Source organism: Pseudomonas sp. NPDC090203 (assembly GCF_044746765.1).
Classification (GTDB): domain Bacteria; phylum Pseudomonadota; class Gammaproteobacteria; order Pseudomonadales; family Pseudomonadaceae; genus Aquipseudomonas; species Aquipseudomonas putida_AD.
Genome location: NZ_JBIVCV010000006.1, coordinates 165,573 through 187,221 on the forward strand (window position 1 = coordinate 165,573; position 21,649 = coordinate 187,221).

Consider the following 21,649-nt stretch of genomic DNA (forward strand, 5'->3'; position numbering starts at 1 on the left):
GATGCGGAAATCCGCCTCGCCAAACTTCACCAGGCGCAAACGCAAGAGCGGCGCGCGGGCGAAGTCGAACCCCTGTTCGCGCTCGGCGGCGAGGACCTCCTCAAGCTCCGCTTCGGCCGCCTCGCGGGACAGGTGACTGAGATCGATCAACTGCGCAGGCGACGGCACGCGGCGCATCACCACCTGGCGCTGTACGCCGCTCTCCAGGCCATGGAACGCCGTGCGCAGGGCCGGATGGCGCTGCACCACTTGCTGCCAGGCGAACTTGAAGGCGTCGAAATCGACGTGGCTGCCGACTTCGTACTGGTCCTGCATCAGGTAGATGCCGTTGCCCTGCTCCAGCAGGCTGTGCAGCAGAATCCCCTGTTGCATGGGTGCCAGCGGCAGGATGTCCTCAATGTCCCGCGACGGGATTTCGAGGGCGTCCAGTTGGGCCTGATTGAGCCCCGCCAGCGGGAAGTCCGACGGGGTGAGCCCGGCGTTGTGCTCGTCGCTGCAATGGGCGATCAGTTGCAGCAGTTGCTCGCGGTACAGCGCCACCAGTTGCTCGATGGTCTCGCGGCTGAAGCGCTGACGGCTGAATGTCCAGTCCAGGTGCAACTGGCCGTCCCGCACCTGGCCATCCACCGCCAGGGCATTGGCCAGCGGACCTTTTGGATCACGCAGGTTGCCAGGCGCCTGGCCCGACAGGGAGAACAACGCGCCTTCGGTATCGTCGAAGCGGCCGAGGTAGTTGAAGGTCACGCCCTGCCCCACCAGTTCGGGCAGCTCGGCCTTCGACAAGTAACGCAGCACGCCGTAGCCCAGGCCTTTATCTGGCACCGCTCGCACGGTTTCCTTGACGGCTTTGAGCGTGGCAATGGCGTCATCGCAGGCGTCCAGCGCCACCGGATACAGACTGGTGAACCAGCCCACGCTGCGGCTCAGGTCCAAGGCACCGCTTGAGTCTTCACGGCCGTGGCCTTCCAGACTGATGACATGCCGACGGCGCCCGCTCCATAGCCACAAGGCCTGGGACAGCGCCGCCAGCAGCAGGTCGTCGATACGCGTGCGATAGGCCGCCGGAGCTTCGCTGAGCAAACGGCGGGTGTCCTGTGCATCGAGGGTCAGGCTGAGGGTTTCGCCATCGCCGACCAGGCTTTGAATGGAGGCATCCCCCGGCAGACAGGCTTCATCGACCTGCAGCGCCTGCCAGTACGGCAGTTGCGCGGCCAACTCGGTACTCTGGGCCAGGTTCTGCAGTGACTGCGACCAGGCCTGGAAGCTGGCGGTCTTTTCAGCCAGCGCTACAGGTTGCCCTGCCACGAGACGGCTGTAGGCGTGCTGCAAATCTTCAAGCAACACCCGCCACGACACGCCGTCCACGGCCAGGTGATGGATCGCCAGCAACAGGCGACCTTCGCCAGAAGGCAGGCGCGCATGCACCACCCGTAGCAACGGGCCGGTTTCGATGTTCAGGCTGCGCTGGGCTTCATCGCTGAGCGAGGCCAGGTCTTGTGCGCGGGTGAGTTCGCAGGTCCAGAGCACGCGCTCGGCGCTTTCGCTGTCGCGATAGCGCTGCAACCACTGCCCGTCGCTGCCCTGATGGAAGCTCAGGCGCAGGCTGTCGTGCTGGGCCAGCAACAGGGCTAGCGCCTGGTGCAACAGCGCGACGTCCAGTGCTTGCGGCAGATTCAGCAACAGCGACTGGTTCCAGTGCGCACGCTCACTGACCGACAGCGCAAAGAAGCGCGCCTGAATCGGCGTCAGGGCGAAGTCACGGGGGGCCACAGGCGCGGCAGCCGGGATTGCGGCAGGCTTGGCCTCGGACACCACGGCCACTTGCGCAAGTTCGGCGATGGTCTGCTTTTCGAACAGTTGCTTGGGCGTCAGGCGAATGCCCTGACGGCGAGCCCGGGCGATGATCTGCAAGCTCAGGATCGAGTCGCCGCCGAGGGTGAAGAAGTTGTCGTGACGCCCCACGGCCTCGACGTTCAGCGCTTTTTGCCAAAGCTCGGCCAAGGTCGCTTCGACGCCGTCATGGGGCGCTTCAAAGCTTTGCGAAACCAGCTGCGGCGTCGGCAAGGCCGCGTGATCGAGCTTACCGTTGGCGGTGACCGGGAAGGCCTCAAGGGTCAACACGTGGCTGGGGACCATGTAGTCCGGCAGGCTCTCGGCCAACTGCGCACGCAGCGCCTCGCCATCGACCTGCTCGCCCTTGCCGACCAACGCATAGGCGATCAACTGGCCGCGATCATCCACCCGCACATGGGCGTCACGCAGGCCATCGAGGGTGCGCAGGCGCTGGGCGATTTCACCCAAGGCCACGCGATAGCCGCGGACCTTGACCTGATCGTCGGCGCGGCCGAGGAACTGGATCTGCCCGTTGGCCAGCAGGCGCGCGCGGTCACCGCTGCGATACAGGCGAGCGCCCGAACCATTTGGATCGGGAATGAACACCGCAGCCGTCAGCGCCGGGCGGTCATGATAGCCACGGCCCAGGCCTGGCCCGCCGATGTACAGCTCGCCGACGTCGCCCTGCACCACTGGTTCAAGCTGGTCGTTTAGCACCAATGCCACGGCGTTTGGCAGCGGACGGCCGATGGGCGCGGACTGCGCGGTGGGCGTGGCGTCAGGCAGTTCATTGCTGAGCACGCCGACGGTGGTTTCAGTCGGGCCGTAGTGGTTGATCACCCGGCAGGCAGGCTTGAGGCGCTTGACCTGGGCCACCAGCTCCCAGGGCAGTGCATCACCCCCCAGAATCAGAACCTGTTCCGGCAACACGTCCGCGGCGTTGGCCGCTTGCAGCAGGCCGCTCAGGTGAGTCGGCACGATCTTCAGCACGCCCACCTTGTGCTCGCTCATGTAGGCGGCGAAGCGGTCGGCGTCGTTGGTGCGCTCGGGGCTGATGAGGTGCAGCGTGCGCGCCGAACACAGGGCGCCGAACAGCACGGTGTGGCCCAGGTCGGCGCCGACTGTGGAGACCATCGCCATGCTTGCCTGGGCGTCGAATTCAACGCGCTTGAGCAGGCCCTGCACGTAGTCGGCCAGTGCGCCGTGGCTGATGACCACACCTTTTGGCGTGCCGCTGGTGCCTGAGGTGTAGATCAGGTACGCGGCCTGTTCGGAATGAATCTGCACCTGCGGCGCCACGGCCGGATGAGCGCGCCAGACAGCGTCCGCGTCCACCGCGATCACTTCGCCCTGGTAATCGGCCGGGGCCGGCGCATCGCTTACCACCCAGCGCGCACCGCTGTCGGCCAGCACGAACGCCTGGCGCTCGGCGGGCCATTTCGGGTCCAGCGGCACGTAGGCAGCGCCGGCCTTGACGATGGCCAGCAGACCAACAACGAACTCCACCGAGCGCTCCAGAAGCACCCCGACGCGGCTCTCGGCAGCGACACCCGCCTCACGCAGGTACTGCGCCAGGCGGTTGGCCCGGGCGTCGACCTCGGCAAAATCAACCCGTTGCGTTTCATGCTGCAGGGCAGTCGTGTTCGGCTGTGCCTTGACGCTGGCGTTCCACAGTTGCAGCACGTCAGTGGCGGGGAACGACACGGCTTCGGCGTCCAGCCGTGACGGCACGGCCGACACCTGCAGATCGCTCAGGCGCCCCTCGGGGCGAGCCACCACTTGCGTGCAGATGCGCAGCAGGTCGGCAGCGAAACCGGCGATGCGCGGCTCGTCGAACAGGTCGCAGGCATAGGTGAACACCGCCTGGATGCCGTCGGCGCTGTCGGTGATGTCCAGGCCCAGGTCGAAGTGCGCCGAGAAGTCGTCGAGTTGGTTGACGTCCATGCGCACGTCGCCCATGTCCACGTTCTGCGGCAGCACGAACTGCTGGGTGAATTTCACCTGGCACAGCGGGTTGTGGCTGAGGTTGCGGCTCACGCCCAGCGCCTCCACCAGTTGCTCGAACGGCAGGTCCTGATGGTTCTGCGCGCCCAGTGCGCTGTGCTTGACCGCCGCGACCAGCGCGCTGAACGACTGCTGTGGCAGGACTTCGGTGCGCAGCACCAGGGTGTTGACGAACAGGCCGATCAGGCCCTCGGCTTCGGTGCAGGTACGCCCGGCCACCGGCACGCCGACGCGCAGGTCGGTCTGGCTGCTGTAGCGCTGCAACAGGGTCTTGTAGGCCGCCAGCATGACCATGAACAGCGTGGCGCCGTGACCCGCCGCCAGATCCCGCAGCCCTTGGCTCAGCGTGCTGTCGAAGGCGATGGCATAACGTGCGCCGCGATGACTTTGCTGCGCCGCACGCGGGCGGTCGGCAGGCAGGTCGAGCACCGGCTGGGTGTCGCCCAGGCGCTCGCGCCAGTACTTGAGTTGACGCTCACGCTCGCCAGCGGCCAGACGCTCACGCTGCCAGGCGGCGAAGTCGGCGTACTGGATCGGCAACTCCGGCAATGCGGGCGTGCGGTTTTGTGCGTGGGCGCGGTAGAGCGCGGCGAAGTCCTTGAGGATGACCTGCACCGACCAGCCGTCAGCGATGATGTGATGCAGCACCAGCACCAGTTGTTGCTGGTCGGCGGCCAGACGCACGTTGAGCACGCGCCACAGGGGACCGGTCTGCAAATCCATCGGCTGCTCGACCGCAGCCTTGGCCAGCTCGCCCAGGGCCTCGACCGGCTGGGCATGCAGACTCAAATCGTGACGCTCGATGATGACCGGCTGCGGTGCATGAATGCGCTGCACCAGCATCTCGTTGGCGTCGATGGCAAAGGTGGTGCGCAGGCTCTCATGGCGTGCCGCCAGATCGTCGAAGCTGCGCTGCAGGGCGAGGTCGTCCACCGCGCCGTTCAGGCTCAACTGCCCGCACAGGTGATAGGCGCTGCTGTCCGGTTCCAGTTGCGCGAGGAACCACAGCCGTTGCTGGGCGAAGGACTGCTCCGGCGCAGGATCACGCGGGATGCGTGCCACGGCCTGTGGACCTTCGCTGCTGCGGGACTGGCTTGCGACATGGGCGCTGAACTGGCCCAGGGTCGGGTGCTCGAACAGGTGCGCCGGTTCCAGCTTCAGGCCCAGCTCGCGGTTGAGCCGCGACAGTATCTGGACCACGCCCACCGAGTCGCCGCCACGGGCGAAGAAGTGGTCGTGTGGGGTGAGGTCCTGCTTGCCCAGCACTTCACGCCAGGCGGCCAGCACACCGGGCAGAACCGGCTGGGCGTCGGCAGGGCCTTGCTCGCCGGCGGTGTCGAGCAGACGGCCGTCCTGCCAGAGGGCGAAGCTGTCCAGGCTGCCGTTCTGCCAACCGGCCCGGCAGGCCGAACGCTGCAACTTGCCGCTGGTGGTGCGCGGCAAGGCGCCCGGCTCCAGCAGCACGATGACTTTTGGCGCCACCAGGAAGAGTTCGGACACCGCATCGCGCACCGCTTCGCAGATCATCTGCGGCTTCATCAGGCGGCGCACGTTGCGGCTGATTTCCAGGGCCAGCCCCACCCCTTCGGCGCCCTGCTCGTCGGTCACCGGGAAGGCGGCGATGCGCCCGCGACGCAGCAGCTCGACGCTTTTTTCCAGCGACTGTTCGATGTCCTGCGGGTAGAGGTTCTGGCCGTTGAGGATAATCAGGTCCTTCAAGCGGCCACTGATGAACAGCTCGCCGGCACTGGCAATCCCCAGGTCACCGCTGCGCAGCCAGCGCTGGCCGTCGTGCTGAACGAAGGTCTGGGCAGTGGCCTCGGGGTTCTGCCAATAGCCTTCGGCAACGCTTGGGCCGGCGATCCAGATTTCACCCACCTGCCCTTGCGGCAACACCTGTTGGGTGGCCGGATCGACGATGCGCAGGTCATGATCGTCACGGCACCAGCCGCAACCCGGCAGGCGGCTGGTGGCGTTCCCGTTGGCGAACAGCGCTTCGGCAGAGTCCCCCGGCGCCAGTTGATTGCCATCGAAACGCTTGATGCCGAACGGCTTGTCACGCATGGCCGCAGCGACGAACAGCGTGGCTTCGGCCAGGCCATAGCTGGGGGTCAAGGCGCGACGGTCGAAACCGGCGGCGGCGAAATGCTCGCTGAAGGCGTCCAGGGTCGCGATGCGGATCGGCTCGGAACCGGAAAACGCCAGGCTCCAGTTGTCGAGCTTGAGGTTCTTCACGGCGTTCGGCTTGATCCGCTCGACGCACAGGCGATAGGCGAAATCCGGGCCGCCGGAGAAGGTGCCGCCGTACTGGCTCATGACTTCCAGCCAGCGCGCCGGGCGACCAAGGAAATAATTGGGCGACATCAGGTTCAGGGTGCCGCCGTAATACAGCGGCAGCAGCAGGCCGCACATCAGGCCCATATCGTGGTACAGCGGCAGCCAGCTGACCCAGCTCTCGGTGGCGGCATCGGTAACAAAGTGCCGGGCCATGGCCACTTCGTTGGCCATCAGGTTGTTGTGCGAGACCATCACGCCCTTGGGCGCGCTGGTGGAACCGGAGGTGTATTGCAGGAACGCCAGCGACGAGGTGTCGATCAGCGAGGGCTGGAACGATGCCTGCCAGCCGTGGACCTCTTCGATGGCGACAAAACGCCCGCCCGCCGGCATGAAGGGTTGCAGCAGGTGCTCGAATTTATCCAGGTCTTCGCGACGCCCCAGCACCACGCCAGGGGCGGCGTCCTGCAGGATGCCGGTCAGGCGATCCAGGTGCGTCTGGCGGTTGTACTCGGGCGCGAACGCCGGAACCGCGATGACACCGGCATGCAGGCAGCCCAGGAACGCTGCCGCGTAGTCGGCACCGGTGGGCAGGATCAGCACGCAGCGCTCGCCACCCTGGACGCCCAGGTGATGCTGCAGCAATCCGGCAATGGATCGCGCCTGCAAGTCCAGCTCGGCGTAGCTGGTCAGCAGCGGTTCATGGTCTTCGGAAACGATGTGTCGAAGGGCAATCCGGTCCGGCTGGCTCTGCGCATAAAGGCCCACCAGTTCGGGAAAATGCGCGGCCTGATCTCGTATGGATTTCATTCTTTCACCTATTTGTTTCGGCAAGGCTCAACCCACAGACAGCCTCTCGGGCCGCCCGCAACGTTGTGAGAAAAGAGTGGGTGGCCGACCAGCAGCCACCGTGACGACGGGTGTGGCGGGCGCGGATCAGCGCGCCAGTTTCAACGCCACGCGCTCGTGGGCGCTCGCCGGTCGGCTGGCGCAGGACTGTTCATGTCCGTCGAAAATCGACTCGACCACTTCCTGGGAACGCACCGCAAGCACCGACAGCAGAGTGTCACTCAGGCCGTGGCTGTCTTCGCAGCAGCCCTGGAGAAAAATGCCTGCGTCGCTGCCGGCGGTCAGTGGCAGGCGATAATTGCGGTCAACGCCTGCGCCCTGAATGTGGTCCTGCACGCCTGCCAGCAACTCCAGGTGGTAGTCACGGCGGTAACCGGTGGCCAGCACCACGATGTCGAAGGACTCGCTGTGCATCTGGTCATGGGGAGCGTCGCGCAGGAACAGCTCGATGCCGGCGGCACTGACTTCGGCGTGGGCCACTTCGCGGTTGGTCAGCAGGCGATGACGCTGCTCGCCGCGCACCTTCTGGTGATAGAGGCGCTGGAAGATGGTCTCGATCAGGTCGTTGTCGACCACCGAATAGTTGGTGTTGCGGAACTCCGCGAACAGCGCGTCGCGGCGCTCCTCGCTGTGGTTGAAGATGGTGTCGGTGAACGACGGGTTGAAGATCTGGTTGACGAAGGGGCTGTCGTCGGACGGCTTGAGCGCGCTGCCGCGAATCACCAGGCTGGCCTCGACGTTGTCGAAACGGCTGGCCAGGTCTTCGAAGATTTCCGCCGCGCTCTGGCCGCCGCCCACCACCGCCACCCGCACCGGGCCCGGGCGGTTGGTCAGCAGTTTTTCGATGCCGCCACGGTAGCCGGCCGAGTGCAGTACGCGCGGATCGCTCAGGCCATCGAATGCCGCTGGCGCCTGGGGGATGCCGCCGATACCGAACACCAGGTTGCGCGCCCGGCGCCGGGAAATGCCACCGCTCGGCCCACGGGACAGCACGTCCACTGCGACAAATCGGCCGTCCTGGAAATGCGGTTCGACCGAGATCACTTCCTCGCCGTAGTGCGCCTGCTCGGCAAAGTGCGAGGCGGCCCAGCTCAGGTAGTCGGTGTACTCCTCGCGCGTCGGGAAGAAGGTCTTGAGGTTGATGAAATCCTGCAGGCGCCCGCGCTCTTTCAGGTAATTCACGAAGGTGAAACGGCTGGCCGGGTTGCGCTGGGTGACCAGATCCTTGAGGAAGGAAATCTGCATGGTTGAGCCGTCGATCAGCATGCCTTCGTGCCAGTTGAACGCTGGCTTCTTCTCCAGGAAACACACCTTGGGCGCAAGACCGGTGCGCAGCGCATGCTCCTGAGTGGCGATGGCCAGTGCCAGGTTGGACGGGCCGAATCCTATGCCGATGTAGTCGTAGACGAGTTCCATGCTTCCCTCTCGTTTGGAGCGATGCGCCCTCAGGTGGAGCCTTGCGTGACCCAGGTCACAGCGGCATTCGGGCAGTGAGTGCGCATCAAGAATGAGTAAGACTGATTATCATTACAAAGACGCCTGAGCCTTCAGGCTGTTTAGTCCCTTGCGATGAAAAACTTACAAAGCATTTACGTTTTGCATCCGGTAGGCGCCGCCGATCTCGTGCACCGCATCGCGGCTGGCGTTTTCCCGGCGATCACCCTGCAATTCGCTGAGCTGGCCGGACTCCATCTTCACCAGCCGGTCGGCCAGGTCGAAGTACTGGTCGTCGTGGCTGATCGCGAATACAGTAATGCCAGCCTGTTTGAACATCGGCAGCAGCTCGCGGTAGAAGAAGCGGCGAAACAGCGGATCCTGGTCAGCGGCCCACTCGTCCAGCAGCAGGATGTCGCGCTTCTCCAGCAGCGCCAGCAACAGCGCCAGACGCTTGCGCTGGCCCTGGGAGAAACGGGTGTCGAGCAAGTGCCCGTCGCCGATCTGCACCTTGTGTTTCATGTGCAGTTGCTCAAGCCAATGCTCGATGTGCGGCGCGTCGGCGTTCTCGCCCTTCTCCCCCAGCAACTGCGAGAACAGGTGAAAATCGGTGAACACGCTGGCGAACAGGTGACGGTAGGCGAGCCAGTCGTCGGCGCCGATCGCCTGGCCATCAATCAGGATCACCCCGGCCGAAGGGCGATACAGCCCGCTGAGCAGGCGCGCCAGGCTGGACTTGCCGCTGCCGTTGCCGCCCATCAGGAACACCGTTTCGCCACGACGCAGGGTCAGGTTGACCGGCCCGACGTCGAAGCCAGGCTCGTCGCCCTGAGGCGGGTAGTGATATTCCACGTCACGCAATTCCAGGGTCTGCCAGTGGCCGGCGATGTGACTCGGGGCGACTTCGAAACTATCGTGGTGCTCGGCCAACGCCAGCGACTCGACCTTGTCCAGCGCCACGCGCCCGGAGACCTGGGCCGGAATCGCCGCCACCGCCAGCACCAGCGGCGTGCGCATGAACAGCACGGTCAGCGCGTAGGTCGCTGCCACTTCGGTCGGCGCCCAGCCCAGGCCGTTGGCCAGGTAGAACGCCAGGCCAATGGTGCCCAGCACCATGATGTTCGCCCAGTTGCTGGCCAGGCCGTGGTAGCGGTCGGCCAGGGTGAAATGCTCGCGGTAGCGCAGTGCGGCGGCGTCGAAGGTTTCTTCGTACAGACGTCGGGCGCGGTCGCGGTTGAGGGTCAGCTCCTTGCGCCCGTCGATCACGCCCTGATAGCTCTGGTACAGCTTGTCTTCGGACTCACGCAGCGCCCGGATGTGCGCATTGAGCTTGCCCACCAGCAGCCAGCCAACGCCCAGGGTGAAGGCCATCCAGCACAGGGTGGTGACGAACAGCGAAGGCGAAAGCCAGGCCAGGTAACTGAACGCCGCGACGCTCAACACCGTGCCGTAGATCAGGTCCGGCAACTGCACGAAAGCCATGGTCACCGCGCGGATGTCGCTGGACAGACTGGCAAAGATCTTCGCCCCGCCGATGGACTCGATGCGTTCGATGTTGGTGTCCAGCAGGCGCTTGACCATCACCCGGCGCAGGCCGTAGACAAAACGATGCCCCAGCGCCGTCAGTGACAGCGAGGCACCGGACGCCAGCGCCAGCAACACCGCCAGCATCAGGCCGAACTGCCACAGCGCGGTGCCCAGACCGTCGTGGGTGCTGATCATGCGCTGGTTCACGAAGGCGATCACGCCCACGCTCAGCAGGCCACTGCTGATGCTCAGCAACAACACCATCGCAAGGGGCCAGCGGTATTGCTGGAAGACCAGACGAACTAATTTCATGGATGACTCCGGGCAGTAAAGGCAAAGGCAAAGGCAAAGGCAAAGGCAGAAAAAGTGAAACCCACGCTCAGATCTCGCCCAGCCGCGAACGGCAATGGGATAGCGTGTCACGCAGGAGGAAATTGACCATGGTGGGCGAAGTGCCGATGACCTTGGCCACGTCGCGCTGGGTGTAACCCTGGATCTGGCTGAGGTTGAACACGATGCGCATGCGCTTGGGCAGCTCGTTGAGGGCGCCGACCAGTTGGCTGACCGATTCGCGCCCCGCCAGCACCCGCTCCGGCGAGACGTCGAAGCGTTGCTGCTCGTCGAGTTCGGCTTCGACACCGTGGTTGCGCTCGAGACGCTGACGGCGCAGGCGGTCGATGGCCAGGTTACGCACCACACGGAACATGTAGCGCGCAGGCTCGATGGACGCCAGGTCGCTTTCGAGCATTTTCACGAAGGCATCCTGCACCACGTCTTCGGCGCGGGCACGACAGCCGAGGAATTTTGCAGCCAGGCGCAACAGCCCTTCCCGATGGGTGTTGTAGGTGCCCATCAAAGCATCGAGATGAGGATCGATCGCCACACAGCCCCCGCCAGGTCCGGTCGCGCGAAGCCTGACTGGCTGGCTCATTGCAGGACGAAATTCCATGTTTTTCGACATCCCCGGATACAAAGGAACGCGAAGAATAACGCAAACGATTCTCATTGCAATGTAAGAAAATTTACCGTCTTGTGAAACTTTCGTTATAACGGCGTGGTCGTTTTGTTGTCCGACGAGTGGCGGCCAGATGATGGCCAAATAGACTCAAGTTACTGATTTTTAAACGTTTTTATGGTTATTAAAGATTGTCGGACGAAGGGATTATTCAGGCTAGACGAGCATTTTTGCCTGTCAAAAAAATGTTTCATGGACGATACATTTCGATTTGAAGCTGAGACTTGCGTCGCAGATTTTGGTCTGACAGGCCTGACCCGACTTCCCGCACAGGATTTGCCATGGGCCGCCACGCTGCAACGCCGCCGCAAGACATCCGCATCGAGCGCGAACTAAGCCCGCGCGCGGTACTCACCGGCGCCCTGCTGGGTATCCTGCTGACCCCCTCGAACGTCTACGCGGGCTTGAAGATCGGCTGGTCGTTCAACATGTCGATCATCGCGCTGCTGGTGGGCTTTGGCCTGTGGCAGAGCCTGGCGCGGCGCAACGGCAAGCTGCCGGCCTGGACGCTGCATGAAAGCAACATCAACCAGACCGTGGCTTCGGCTGCCGCGTCGATCATTTCCGGGGGATTGGTGGCGCCGATTCCCGCCTACACCTTGCTCACCGGCCAGCAACTGGACCCGGTGCCGATGATGGCCTGGGTGTTTTCCGTGAGTTTTCTGGGCATCTGGATCGCGTGGTACCTGCGCCCTTCCCTGCTCAACGATCACGGTCTGAAATTTCCCGAGGGCATGGCAACGCTGGAAACCCTGCAGCACATCTACCGCCACGGTCACGAAGCGGTGGTGCGAATCAAGGTGTTGTTTGGCGCGGCGTTGTTGTCGGGGCTGGTGAAGTGGGTCGATGGCTTCATCTGGGCCATCCCGCGCTGGGCGCCGACGGCGCAACTGGAGCGGCTGACCTTCACCCTCGATCCGTCGCTGTTGCTGGTGGGTTTTGGCGGGATCATCGGCATTCGCGTCGGGCTGACGCTGCTGTTCGGCGCGCTGCTGGCCTGGGGTGGGTTGGCGCCCTGGCTGATCGCTCACGGCTGGCTGCTGCTTGCGCCTGATGCCAGCGGGCCGCAGTTCGCCAGGCTGGTGGAGTGGTTGTTGTGGCCCGGTGTGAGCCTGATGGTGTGTTCGACGCTCACCGCTCTGGCGGTGCGATTATTCAGGGCGCCGAGGCGTGTGTCGGCCAGCGACACGCCTAAGGCCAAGGCGCCTTTCTCGGCTGGTCCCGCGCTGGGGCTGCTGTTGTCCATTGCGCTGGTGGTGGGCTTGCAAGCGGCGCTGTTCGGAATCGATCTGCGGATGGCGTTGCTGAGCATTCCGCTGGCGATCTGTCTTGCGGTGGTGGCGGCGCGGGTGGTGGGTGCCACTGGAATCGCGCCCATTGGCGCCATCGGCAAGCTGTCGCAACTGACCTTCGGGCTGATCGCGCCCGGTCAGGTGCCGATCAACCTGATGAGCGCCAACACCGCAGGCGGCGCGGCCGGTCAGTCCACGGACCTGATGAACGATTTCAAGGTGGGCCTGGCGATTGGCGCAACGCCGAAGAAACAGGTAGTGGCGCAGTGCATCGGGATCTTCATCGGCAGCGTGGTGGGGGTGCTGGTGTACATGGCGCTGATTCCCGATCCGCAGCACATGCTGCTGACCGAGCAATGGCCGGCCCCAGCCGTTGCCACCTGGAAGGCCGTGGCGCAAACCCTGACCCATGGGCTGGAATCGCTGTCGCCAGAGATTCGCTGGGCGATTTTCCTGGGCGCCGTGTCCGGGGGGCTGTTGGGTGCGCTGGACAGCTTGCTGCCGCAACGTTTCGCGCGCTGGCTGCCGAGCACGGCGGCACTGGGGCTGGCGTTCGTGTTACCCGCGTCAACCTCGCTGATGATGGGGCTTGGCGCCGTGCTGACCTGGATCGTCAGTCGCCGCTGGCCCAGCCTCACCGAGCGCTTCGCAATCACCGCCGCAGCCGGGTTGATTGCCGGGGAAAGCATCGTCGGGGTGGGTGCGTCGTTCTGGGAGATGTTCAGGAGTTTTTGAGGGATTTGCAATCGCCACAGCCTCGTAGCAGCACGGCCGGGCGGCGTTCCGCTTGCCGGCGTCAGCGATTTTGCGGGCGCCGTCGCGGGCAAGCGCGCTCCTACAGGTTGGGGGTGTCTGAGGGATCTGGAATCGCCTCGAAACCGTAGCAGGCGCCGGCCGCTTGAAAGCGTGGAACTATCGATTGTATCGATAACCAACATACGCAAGATCGCCGTTCATTTTGCCGGCGCAGTTCAGGATCATGGCAACCTCGAAAACCCGAACAAGGATTGCCCCCGATGTCCATCAACATGACCATTCTGCTGATGCTGATTGTTTCCTTCTCCATTGCATTGGCAGGTGTCGGGCAGTTCTGAAATCGTGTCCCTCAGCGCAGCGGCATCAGCCCGCCTCGTTCCACGGCCTTGCTCGAGGCGCCGGAGCGCAACCAGGCGAGCAGCGCCGCGGCCTCGGCCGGGTGCGGACTGCCTTTGACAAGGCCTGCCGAGTAGAGCTTCATCTGCTGGAGCGCGTCGGGAATCAGGCCGACGACCTCGATGCCGCTCACCGATTTCAACTCGCTCATCTGCTGCAGCCCAATCTGCGCCTCTCCCCTGGCCACGGTTTCACCGGCCGAATTCCCCTCCACCAGTCTGTTCTTGAAATCCTCGGGCAACTGCATGTGCGGGAACAGCCAGTGGGTCAGGTACATGCCGCTGGCATTGTTCGAATACGCCACTGACGGCGCACTCACCAGGGTTTCGCGAAACGCTGCCTGGCTGCCGATATCCGGCCTGGCGCTGCCTGCGCGCACGGCTACGGCAATGAAGGATTTGCCGAAATCGATCCGCGACGCGCTGTCCACTCGCCCCTGGGCCACCAGGGTGTCCATGGTCGAACGGGCGCTGAGCACCACATCCGCCGCCTGGGCCGCCGCCAGTTCGGCACCGGTGGATTGACGCGACGCCTCGGAGAACTGCACCACCGCAAGCTTCGTCCCGCTGACGGTTTCATATTCGGTGACCAGGCTCTGCACGGCGGCGGTGATGGCATCGGCACTGAACAGCGTCAGGGTGACGGACGGCGTTTTTGCAGCTGACTTTGCAGATGTCTTTGCAGGCGCTGCGGCTTGAGTCTGGCTGCAGCACAGCAACGAAAGGCCCAGCACCAGGGCCGTCAATGAACGTCTCACAGAGGGTGCTTCCTCGGGGGTAAAGGGTCGAACGCTAACCCAGACCTGCCCCATCGAGCATTAACCCAGGTTAAGAAAAGTTTAGTTTGCCCTATGGCGGTCCAGTTTTGGGTACCGATGACCGTACAATGGCCGGTCATCCCAACCGGAGCACCCCATGAACCGAGCGTTGGTCATCGAGGATGACGAGGTCACCGCCCAGGGCATCATCGCCGAACTCGCCGCCCACGGCTTCACCACCCAATGGGCCGACAATGGCCGCGAGGGCCTGTCGCTGGCCATTGCCGGCGGTCACGACGTCATTACCCTGGACCGCATGCTGCCGGACTTCGACGGCCTGACGATCGTCAGCACCCTGCGCCAGCTCAATATCCAGACACCGGTGCTGATGATCAGTGCGCTGTCCGACGTCGACGAGCGCGTGCGCGGGCTGCGCTCCGGGGGTGACGATTACCTGACCAAACCGTTTTCCATGGTCGAGATGGTGGCGCGCCTCGAAGTGCTGTTGCGCAACCCCGCCGCCACCGGCGCCGATCATTGCCTGTGCCTGGGCAATCTCAAGCTTGAGCTGATCGACCAGCGCCTGACTTGCGACGGCACCCCCATCGCCCTGCTGCCCACCGAATTCAAGCTGTTGACCTACCTGCTGCGCAACGCCGGGCAACTGGTCACCCGCACCATGCTGTTCCAGGAAGTCTGGGGCTATCACTTCGATCCGGGCACCAACATCATCGAGGTGCACATCGGGCGCTTGCGCAAGAAGATCGAAGGCCTTGCCACGCCGGTGATCCAGACCGTACGGGGAGCGGGCTATGTTCTGGTCGAAAAGGCCTGACCGCTGGCGCTCCAGCAACAGCCGGCTGATCGGCCTGTACGCGCTGTTCTTCGTGGCCTGGGGTGCGATGTTCACCGGCGTGCTGTATTGGGAAATCTCCCAGTACCTGGGCAAGGTCGCCGAACGCACGCTGATGCAGCGGGCCCATTACTACCAGAAGATCGACGACGCCTCGCTGGTCGGTGAACTGGCCGCCAGCGAAGCCTACGCCGTGACCGGCATCGACGCCTACGGCTTGTTCGAGGCGGACGGCACGCACATCGCGGGCGACCTGCTAAAGCTGCGCTCCAGCCTGCCCGACGATGGGCGGGTGCACTATCTGGAGCGCGGCCTGAGCATTGCCCAGCCCGATGAACAGACCCGCAGCAGCCATGCCTTGCGGGTGAATCGACCGGACGGTCGGATCCTGATTCTGGCCCGCGACGGCGGCTCGATTTCAGCCGTTGGCGGGATCATCGGCCAGGCGTTGTTCTGGGGTCTGTCGCTGACGCTGATTCCCGGTCTGATCGGCTGGCGACTGTTGCGCCGCAGGCCCTTGCGCCGGGTCGAACGCTTGCAGCGCAGTACCGAACGCATCGTCTCGGGCAACCTGCGCGAACGCCTGCCGCTGTCGACCCGCCGCGACGAACTGGACATGCTCGCCAACGCAGTGAACATCATGCTCGAACACATCGAGCAACTGATGCATGAGGTCAAAAGCGTGTGCGACGGCATCGCCCATGACTTGCGCACCCCGCTCACGCGCCTGCGCACGCGGCTGTACCAACTCCAGCAACTGCCTCTGGAAACCGGCCACAGCCACACGTTGAACCTGGCACTGGAAGAAAGCGAGTCGATCATGCTGCGTTTCCAGGGCCTGCTGCGCATCTCGGAGCTGGAGGACACTCGTCGCCGGGGCGCCTTCCAGACGCTCGCCGCCGATGAACTGCTGCGTCAGGCCCATGAGTTCTACGAGCCCATGGCCCATGACAAGGGCCAGGTCCTGCTGCTGCAATTGGCGGCTGATGTCGCGCCGTTGCAAGGCGACGCGGCGCTACTGTTCGAAGCCCTGGTGAACCTGCTGGATAACGCGATCAAGTTCACGCCCCAGGGCGGGACCATCCTGCTGGGATGCCGTCAGGAGGCAGACCGGGTGCTGATCGAGGTCAGCGACAACGGGCCCGGCATTGCGCCCAGCGAGCGCAGCAGCGTGACCCGCAGGCTTTACCGGGGCGACACTTCGCGCCAGACACCGGGGCATGGCCTTGGCCTGTCGCTGGTCACGGCCGTGGCCCGGCTGCATGGCTTCAACCTGAGCATCGAGGATGGCGAAGGCGGCCAAGGCACTCGGGTGCTGATCGATTGCCCGATGCATGGCACTGCGGGGGCGCCAACATAAACATTTCTTAACTTCGCTTCATTTGAGGCCCTGGCGCGCTGCCACTAGTTTGGCGGCCCTTCTGTCCAGCCAAGGCCCCTATTCCGTGAAGCATCCGATCCTGCGGCTCAGCCTGTTTCTCGTCTGTTCGCACCTGACCTGCGCCTTTGCGGCGCCCATTCCGGCAGGCCCGTCCGGCGCGATGATCCCGGCGCCGCCGCAACTCACCGCCAAGGCCTGGGTGCTGATGGACGCCGCCAGCGGCAATGTGATCGCCAGCGAAGAGCCGGACGAGCGCCTGCCCCCTGCGAGCCTGACCAAGCTGATGACGGTGTACGTCGCCACCCGGCAGATGCAGGCCGGCGGGCTCAAGGCCGATGACCTGGTGACCGTCAGCGAGAACGCCTGGCACACCGGAGGCTCGCGTATGTTCCTGGTTCCCGGCAGCCAGGTCTCGGTCCACGACTTGCTCAAGGGCGTGGTCATCGACTCGGGCAATGACGCGGCGGTGGCGCTCTCGGAGCACATCGCCGGCAGCGAAGACAGCTTCGCCGGGCTGATGAACAACACCGCGCAGAAACTGGGCCTGAACAACACTCACTTCATGAACCCTACGGGCCTGCCAGCCGAGGGGCATTATTCGTCAGCCGATGACATGGCCAGACTGGCCCGGGCAATCATCAACGACGAGACCGCCTACTACGAGCTGTACGCCCACAAGCACTTCACCTGGAACGGCATCAAGCAGCCCAACCGCAACCTGCTGCTGTGGCGCGACAACACGGTCGATGGCTTGAAAACCGGGCACACCGAGGCGGCCGGCTACTGCATGGTGACCTCCGCGATACGCGATGGCCGACGCCTGATTACCGCCACCTTCGGCTCCACCAGCATCGCCAACCGGGCGGCCGATGCGGAAAAACTGCTGACCTACGGCTACCGCTTCTACGACACCCAGACCTACCAGAAAGCCGGGCAGACGCTGACCACGCCCATGGTCTGGAAAGCCGACAGCCGCACCCTGCAGGTCGGCCTGCTGGATGACGTCAGCCTGACGCTGCCCAAGAACCCGCACCGCAAGACCGAAACCCGGCTGCACATCGACACACCGCTGGTGGCGCCGATCGCCGTGGGTGACGTGGTGGGCAGCTACGCGCTGTACGAAGGCGAGACCAAACTCGCCGAACGGCCGCTCATCGCACTGCAAGCCACCGAACCCGGCTCGCTGCTGAGCCGGGCCTGGGACTCGTTGCGGCTGTTCGTGGGGAATCTGTTTGGGGAGTGGTCCCAGGCCACGTGAGCATGACGCCCGAATGTCGTGGGTGTTCACGGGATTTCGGTTCGCCTCGGACCCGTAGCAGCACGGCTTGCCGGCGGGAGCGTCGTGTCAGGCGATACATCGGTGGCTGATCCACCGCCCCCGCCGGCAAGCCGTGCTGCTACGGGATTTGCGTCAGGTTTTGTCACTCATGAAACGCCGCCACCGTCTCCTTGCTGCCGACAAAAAAACTGTCCGCCACGATGCGCAGCGGTTGCAGGTCCAGATCACTCTGGCGGTCCGCGATCAACTGCGCAAAATGCCGGTACATCGCCGGGTATTCGCCGTCCTCCGACACCCGCTGCGCTACACCGTCGAGGCTGACCTGGGCACCGCCCGAATCCAGCCTCAGCGTGCCTTCCTCGCATTGCAGCTCGATGCGCCACAGCTCGTTGTCGCTGTGATCGAAATCGAATTCGGCGAGTACCTCCACCAGCCCGGCGCCACGAATCTTCAGGTCCGCAGCAATGGGCGACTGGCAATTGTCCGGCACGCTCAGCGCAGCAGACTCGACGAACAGCGAGCCCGGCAGCAAATCCGTGACGATGGACAGCGCATTGATGCCCGGATCGAACACCCCCAGCCCGCCCGCCTGCCAGATCCAGGTCTGCCCGGGGTGCCATTTGCGCACCTGCTCTTTCCACTCCACGCGCACCTGCTTGAGGGTCTTGCCCACGAGCCAGTCTTTGGCAGTCTGCACCCCCGGCGCGAAACGCGAATGCCAGGCGAACAGGCCCGTCACACCGGCGGTTTCCACGTCATCGACCAACGCCATGGCTTCGCCCAGGGTCGAGCACGGCGGTTTCTCCACCAGCACGTGCTTGCCGGCATCCAGCGCCTGCTGCACCAGGGCAAAGCGCCCTTGTGGCGGGGTGCAGAAGGCAATCGCATCCACCTGCGGCCCTGTGCCGAGCAACTCGGCCAGCGAGCTGAAATTGGCAACGTCCGGGCACGGCTGGCCCAACGTGGCAACCGCCACCAGCTCGAACTGCGGGTTGGCGAGGATCGCCGGAACGTGCTGGTCCTGCGCGATCTTGCCGTAGCCCACCAGCCCTAAACGAATCGGATGCATCGATGACTCCTGTGATGTTGTCGTTGTTTTGTACAGAACCCGCTTCTAAGCGAATCAGTGAACTGGCGCCGTGACGTCCTGCTGGTATTCCCGTGGCGTGCAGCCGAACTCCCGGCGAAAAACCGTGTGCAGGTATTGCGCGGACTTGAAGCCGCAGTGCTGCGCGATGTCGGCGATGGCCGAGTCGGTTTTCTCAAGCCGGGCCGCCGCTGCCGCCAGTTTGAAGCGCAGGATTTCATCGTGCACGCTGCAACCGCGCGCCTTGCGAAAGTGCGACTCCAGCGATGACCGTGAAATGCCGACGTACCCCGCCACCTGCGCGGTCTTGATGCCCTGGCACGCGTACTGGCGAATGAAGTGCAGCGCCTGCATCACGTAAGGGTTGCCCAGCGGTTGGTGCAGACTGGACGCCTGCACGTTGATCGCCTCGGGCGGCACCAGGATCTGGCTGGTGGTCGAGGGCACGCCGTGCAGCATCTGATGCAGCAACCGCGCGGCGGTGCGGCCCATGCTCTGGGTGCCCTGGATCACCGAGCTGAGAGGCACGCGGGTCAGGGTGCGGGTCAAGGGATCGTTGTCGATACCGATCAGCGCCACTTGCTCGGGCACCGCGATCCCGGCGGTCAGGCAAGCCTGCAACAACTGTCGGGCGCGGGCGTCGCTGACCGCGATGATGCCGATCGGCTTGGGCAGGCTGCGCAGCCAGGCGATCTGCTGCTCCACGGCGCTGTCCCAGAGCGGCGCGCTGGTGCCCAGGCCGCGATAGATTTCACCGTGCAAACCGTCGCGCTTGAGCAGGCGGCGAAAGGCCCGCTCGCGCTCCTGGGCCCAGCGGTTGCTGTGGGATTCGGGCAGGCTGAAACAGGCGAAACGGGTCAAACCGGCTTCGATCAGATGCTCGTACGCCAGCTTGATCAGGGCGAAGTTGTCCGTCGCCACGTAGGGAATGTTCTTCGGGTAGGCGTCCGGGTCTTCATAAGAGCCGCCCACCGCCACCACCGGCAGTTTGCTCGCAGCCAGCGCTTCACCGATCAGCGGGTCGTCGAAGTCGGCAATGATGCCGTCGCCCTGCCAGCGCTCGATGCCCTTGAGGCGGCAGAGAAAGTCCTCCTCCAGGAACAGGTCCCAGGACGCGCGGGTGCTGCTCAGGTAATTGCCGATGCCGGTGATGATGCCGCGGTCGTAGATTTTGCCGCCATTGAACAACAAGGCGATGCGGTGAACGGGCGGGACGGTTTTCATTGTTTTCCCCGGGCCTGTCTCGAACAGATGGCACAGACTAGGCCTGCGCAGGCGGAATCTCAATACTCAAAATCGAACACCGGGTTGGTGATTTTCGTAATCGGAAGGCCTGGGGCCGTTGCTAGTATCGGGTCAATCGCAGCTCGAACCAGAACAACAAGGAACCTGATGATGCCCTGCTTCCCCCAGATTGACCGCATTCGCTACGAAGGCCCGGACAGCGAATCGCCCCTCGCCTTCCGCCACTACGACGCCGACAGAAAAGTGCTTGGCAAACCGATGCGCGAGCACCTGCGCATGGCCGCCTGCTACTGGCACACCTTCGTCTGGCCGGGTGCCGACATGTTCGGCGTCGGCACCTTCAAGCGGCCCTGGAGCAAACCCGGTGATGCGATGGAGCTGGCGCGGTTCAAGGCAGAGGCCGCATTCGAGTTCTTCTCCAAGCTGGGCATCGACTATTACAGCTTCCACGACACCGACGTCGCCCCCGAAGGCGCAAGCCTGAAAGAGTACAGCCGCAACTTCGCGCAGATGGTTGATGAGCTTGAGCGGCATCAGGAACAGAGCGGCATCCGCCTGTTGTGGGGCACCGCCAACTGCTTCAGCAATCCGCGTTTCGCGGCAGGTGCGGCGAGCAACCCCGATCCGGAAATCTTCGCCTGCGCCGCCACCCAGGTGTTCAGCGCGATGAACGCCACGCAACGGCTCAAAGGCGCGAACTACGTGCTGTGGGGCGGCCGCGAAGGCTATGAAACCTTGCTCAACACCGACCTCAAGCGCGAGCGCGAACAACTGGGGCGCTTCATGCGCATGGTGGTCGAGCACAAGCACAAGATCGGCTTCAAGGGAGACCTGCTGATCGAACCCAAGCCGCAGGAGCCCACCAAGCACCAGTACGATTACGACAGCGCCACGGTGTTTGGCTTCCTGCATCAGTACGGGCTGGAGAAGGAGATCAAGGTCAATATCGAGGCCAACCACGCGACCCTCGCAGGCCACAGTTTCCATCACGAAATCGCCACGGCGGCGTCGCTGGGCATCTTCGGCAGCATCGACGCCAACCGCGGCGATCCGCAGAACGGCTGGGACACCGACCAGTTCCCCAACAGCGTCGAAGAGCTGACCCTGGCCACCTATGAAATCCTCAAGGCAGGCGGCTTCAAGAGCGGCGGCTTCAACTTCGACTCCAAGGTACGTCGCCAGAGCCTGGACGAAATCGACCTGTTCTACGGCCACGTGGCTGCCATGGATGTGCTCGCGCTGGCCCTGGAACGCGCCGCCGCGATGATCGAGAACGACGTGCTGCAACAGTTCAAGACCCAACGCTATGCCGGGTGGGACAAGCCCTTCGGCCAGGCTGTGTTGTCCGGTGATTACAGCCTCGAATCCCTGGCCCAGCACGCGCTGGCCCATGACCTCGACCCGCAGGCGGTCAGTGGGCGGCAGGAGATGCTGGAGGGGGTGGTGAACCGGTTTATTTTCCCTCGATAAACGAGTCCCGTAGGAGCGCGCTTGCCCGCGAATGCGATCTGCCTGTGACATTCAGGGTGGCCGACACCACGCTGTCGCGGGCAAGCGCGCTCCTACAGCATGTGCAGCGAGGGGACGGTGACAATCTCGCGACAATTCTCTGCACCGCATCGCCAGCGAACTCTCTACAGTTTTACCGGCAATACGTTTCACGCTCA

The 21,649-nt window shown here is 64.1% G+C and carries 12 protein-coding genes (1 of these 12 running past the window's edge); 5 read left to right on the forward strand and 7 right to left on the reverse strand.

Annotation, left to right across the window (positions count from 1 at the left end):
• The 4 genes from ACIPO9_RS12520 to ACIPO9_RS12535 all read right to left on the reverse strand — a co-directional run.
• A protein-coding gene (locus tag ACIPO9_RS12520; protein WP_400781195.1) for an amino acid adenylation domain-containing protein crosses the window boundary here: on the reverse strand, window positions 1-6,921 show its 5' portion. 2,796 nt of this gene lie to the left of the window's left edge; the window shows 6,921 of its 9,717 coding nt (coding positions 1-6,921); it begins with the start codon at window positions 6,919-6,921; its stop codon lies beyond the left edge, outside the window.
• A gap of 126 nt (window positions 6,922-7,047) precedes the next feature.
• The gene (locus tag ACIPO9_RS12525; protein ID WP_274133712.1) at window positions 7,048-8,376 is read right to left on the reverse strand and encodes a lysine N(6)-hydroxylase/L-ornithine N(5)-oxygenase family protein; all 1,329 of its coding nucleotides are present in this window, start codon (window positions 8,374-8,376) and stop codon (window positions 7,048-7,050) included.
• A 162-nt stretch (window positions 8,377-8,538) separates the two neighbouring features.
• Window positions 8,539-10,233: a multidrug ABC transporter permease/ATP-binding protein gene (locus ACIPO9_RS12530; RefSeq protein WP_400781196.1), complete on the reverse strand. Its 1,695-nt coding sequence runs from the start codon at window positions 10,231-10,233 to the stop codon at window positions 8,539-8,541.
• Between the two features lie 67 nt (window positions 10,234-10,300).
• A complete protein-coding gene (locus ACIPO9_RS12535; RefSeq protein ID WP_400781199.1) occupies window positions 10,301-10,774 on the reverse strand; it encodes a sigma-70 family RNA polymerase sigma factor in 474 nt (157 codons plus the stop codon).
• Between the two features lie 443 nt (window positions 10,775-11,217).
• Between ACIPO9_RS12535 and ACIPO9_RS12540 the strand changes: the two genes are divergently transcribed.
• Window positions 11,218-12,963: an OPT family oligopeptide transporter gene (locus tag ACIPO9_RS12540; protein ID WP_400781202.1), complete on the forward strand. Its 1,746-nt coding sequence runs from the start codon at window positions 11,218-11,220 to the stop codon at window positions 12,961-12,963.
• 370 nt (window positions 12,964-13,333) lie between these two features.
• Here the strand turns inward: ACIPO9_RS12540 and ACIPO9_RS12545 are convergent, their stop codons facing one another.
• Window positions 13,334-14,137, reverse strand: a complete 804-nt coding sequence (locus tag ACIPO9_RS12545) for a molybdate ABC transporter substrate-binding protein (protein WP_400781204.1) — start codon at window positions 14,135-14,137, stop codon at window positions 13,334-13,336.
• A 157-nt stretch (window positions 14,138-14,294) separates the two neighbouring features.
• On the opposite strand from ACIPO9_RS12545, the gene ACIPO9_RS12550 reads away from it, so the two are divergent.
• The 3 genes from ACIPO9_RS12550 (at window position 14,295) to ACIPO9_RS12560 (ending at window position 17,629) form a co-directional block, all read left to right on the forward strand.
• On the forward strand, window positions 14,295-14,972 hold the full coding sequence (locus ACIPO9_RS12550) for a response regulator transcription factor (RefSeq protein WP_400609380.1): 678 nt from the start codon (window positions 14,295-14,297) through the stop codon (window positions 14,970-14,972).
• Window positions 14,950-16,350 carry a sensor histidine kinase gene (locus ACIPO9_RS12555; RefSeq protein WP_400781206.1) on the forward strand — a complete coding sequence of 467 codons (1,401 nt, stop codon included), beginning with the start codon at window positions 14,950-14,952 and terminating at the stop codon, window positions 16,348-16,350. The genes ACIPO9_RS12550 and ACIPO9_RS12555 overlap by 23 nt, the downstream gene beginning before the upstream one ends.
• A 181-nt stretch (window positions 16,351-16,531) precedes the next feature.
• Window positions 16,532-17,629, forward strand: coding sequence for a D-alanyl-D-alanine carboxypeptidase family protein (locus ACIPO9_RS12560; RefSeq protein WP_400781417.1), 1,098 nt, complete (start codon window positions 16,532-16,534; stop codon window positions 17,627-17,629).
• A gap of 163 nt (window positions 17,630-17,792) precedes the next feature.
• Here the strand turns inward: ACIPO9_RS12560 and ACIPO9_RS12565 are convergent, their stop codons facing one another.
• Together ACIPO9_RS12565 and ACIPO9_RS12570 are read right to left on the reverse strand one after the other, a co-directional pair.
• On the reverse strand, window positions 17,793-18,719 hold the full coding sequence (locus tag ACIPO9_RS12565) for a Gfo/Idh/MocA family protein (RefSeq protein WP_400781209.1): 927 nt from the start codon (window positions 18,717-18,719) through the stop codon (window positions 17,793-17,795).
• A 54-nt stretch (window positions 18,720-18,773) separates the two neighbouring features.
• Window positions 18,774-19,961, reverse strand: a complete 1,188-nt coding sequence (locus tag ACIPO9_RS12570) for a XylR family transcriptional regulator (protein ID WP_274133696.1) — start codon at window positions 19,959-19,961, stop codon at window positions 18,774-18,776.
• A 171-nt stretch (window positions 19,962-20,132) separates the two neighbouring features.
• Between ACIPO9_RS12570 and xylA the strand changes: the two genes are divergently transcribed.
• A complete protein-coding gene (gene xylA, locus ACIPO9_RS12575) occupies window positions 20,133-21,452 on the forward strand; it encodes a xylose isomerase (protein ID WP_400781212.1) in 1,320 nt (439 codons plus the stop codon).
• Window positions 21,453-21,649 lie beyond the last annotated feature (197 nt).

What these genes read in the sequence shown, in the direction of transcription:
- xylA (WP_400781212.1), top strand. Translation starts at nt 20,133, where the DNA reads ATGCCCTGCTTCCCCCAGATTGACCGCATTCGCTACGAAGGCCCGGAC.
- ACIPO9_RS12550 (WP_400609380.1), top strand. Translation starts at nt 14,295, where the DNA reads ATGAACCGAGCGTTGGTCATCGAGGATGACGAGGTCACCGCCCAGGGC.
- ACIPO9_RS12540 (WP_400781202.1), top strand. Translation starts at nt 11,218, where the DNA reads ATGGGCCGCCACGCTGCAACGCCGCCGCAAGACATCCGCATCGAGCGC.
- ACIPO9_RS12565 (WP_400781209.1), bottom strand. Translation starts at nt 18,719, where the DNA reads ATGCATCCGATTCGTTTAGGGCTGGTGGGCTACGGCAAGATCGCGCAG.
- ACIPO9_RS12525 (WP_274133712.1), bottom strand. Translation starts at nt 8,376, where the DNA reads ATGGAACTCGTCTACGACTACATCGGCATAGGATTCGGCCCGTCCAAC.
- ACIPO9_RS12560 (WP_400781417.1), top strand. Translation starts at nt 16,532, where the DNA reads ATGATCCCGGCGCCGCCGCAACTCACCGCCAAGGCCTGGGTGCTGATG.
- ACIPO9_RS12535 (WP_400781199.1), bottom strand. Translation starts at nt 10,774, where the DNA reads ATGGGCACCTACAACACCCATCGGGAAGGGCTGTTGCGCCTGGCTGCA.
- ACIPO9_RS12530 (WP_400781196.1), bottom strand. Translation starts at nt 10,233, where the DNA reads ATGAAATTAGTTCGTCTGGTCTTCCAGCAATACCGCTGGCCCCTTGCG.
- ACIPO9_RS12570 (WP_274133696.1), bottom strand. Translation starts at nt 19,961, where the DNA reads ATGAAAACCGTCCCGCCCGTTCACCGCATCGCCTTGTTGTTCAATGGC.
- ACIPO9_RS12555 (WP_400781206.1), top strand. Translation starts at nt 14,950, where the DNA reads ATGTTCTGGTCGAAAAGGCCTGACCGCTGGCGCTCCAGCAACAGCCGG.